Genomic DNA, 1,243 nt, shown 5'->3' with positions numbered 1-1,243 from the left:
CCCGGAGTCAGGTGGTGGTCGCACCGCCTCGATGAGGGGTGGATGCGGTGGCGGTCACCAGGTCGACGTTGCGGGTGTTCTGGCGGGCGATCGCGGAGGGGGCGCCGACGGCGGAAGCCGCGCGTCGGGCGCGGGTTTCCCGGCACCGGGGGGTTCGCTGGTTCCGGGAAGCTGGTGGCGTGCCGCCTCTGAAGACCAGCGAGCCCGCGGGCCGGTTCCTGTCGTTGAGCGAGCGGGAGGAGATCGCCGTCGGGGTCGCCGCTGGCCAGAGCGCCGCGCAGATCGCCCGGCAGCTGGGCCGGGCCTCCTCCACGGTCAGCCGGGAGCTGGCCACCTGGGCAGCGACCCATCCCGACCGGCCCTACCGGGCGGTGCCGGCCCAGCTCGACGCCGAGGCCCGCGGCGCCCGGCCCAAGCCGTTCAAACTGGCCCACCCGCCGCTGCAGGAGCGGGTGCAGGCCGATCTGGAGCGCAAGTACTCACCGCGGCAGATCGCCATGCGGCTGGCCGCGGAGTTCCCCGACGACCCCGCGATGCGCCCCTCGCATGAGGCGATCTACCAGGCCCTCTACGTCCAGGGCCGGGGTCTGCTGCGCCGGGAGCTGCACACCGCCCTGCGGACCGGGCGGGCGATCCGGCGTCCTCGCCGCCGGGTCGATGGCCGCTCCGATCCCGACCGCCGCATCCCCGGCAAGGTGATGATCAGCGAGCGGCCGGCCGAGGTCGCCGACCGCGCCGTGCCCGGTCACTGGGAAGGCGACCTGATCGCCGGCAAGGCCAACAAGAGCTACATCGGCACCCTCGTCGAGCGCACCACCCGCTTCTGCATCCTGCTGCACCTGCCCGCCGGCAAGGTCGATCCACTGGCCATGCAGGAGGCGATCGTGACCGGCATCGGGCAGCTGCCCAAACACCTCCGGCTCTCCCTGACCTGGGACCAGGGCCTGGAGATGCGCCGCCACGCCGAGATCACCCTCGCCGCCGACCTGCCCATCTACTTCTGCGACCCGCACTCACCCTGGCAGCGCGGCAGCAACGAGAACACCAACGGGCTGCTCCGCCAGTACTTCCCCAAAGGCACCGACCTCGCCGTCCACACCCCCACCGACCTGGCAGTGGTCGCCGCCGAACTCAACGGCAGACCCCGCGAAACCCTCGGCTGGAGAACCCCCGCCGAAGCCCTCCAGGACCTACTCTCAGCCGCTCAACCAACCGGCGGTGCAACCACCACCTGAATCCGCCT

Annotated in this window: 1 protein-coding gene; it reads left to right on the top strand. The window is 72.2% G+C overall.

What is annotated here, in order from left to right:
- The first annotated feature begins 179 nt into the window (after nucleotides 1-179).
- Entirely contained in the window at nucleotides 180-1,235 is a 1,056-nt protein-coding gene (locus tag E9529_RS21415; protein ID WP_236833276.1) for an IS30 family transposase, read from the top strand.
- Nucleotides 1,236-1,243 lie beyond the last annotated feature (8 nt).

Source organism: Blastococcus sp. KM273128, from assembly GCF_021698975.1.
Lineage (GTDB): Bacteria > Actinomycetota > Actinomycetes > Mycobacteriales > Geodermatophilaceae > Blastococcus.
The sequence above is the reverse complement of the archived record's forward strand: the minus strand, read 5'-3'. Positions and strand labels throughout refer to the sequence as shown.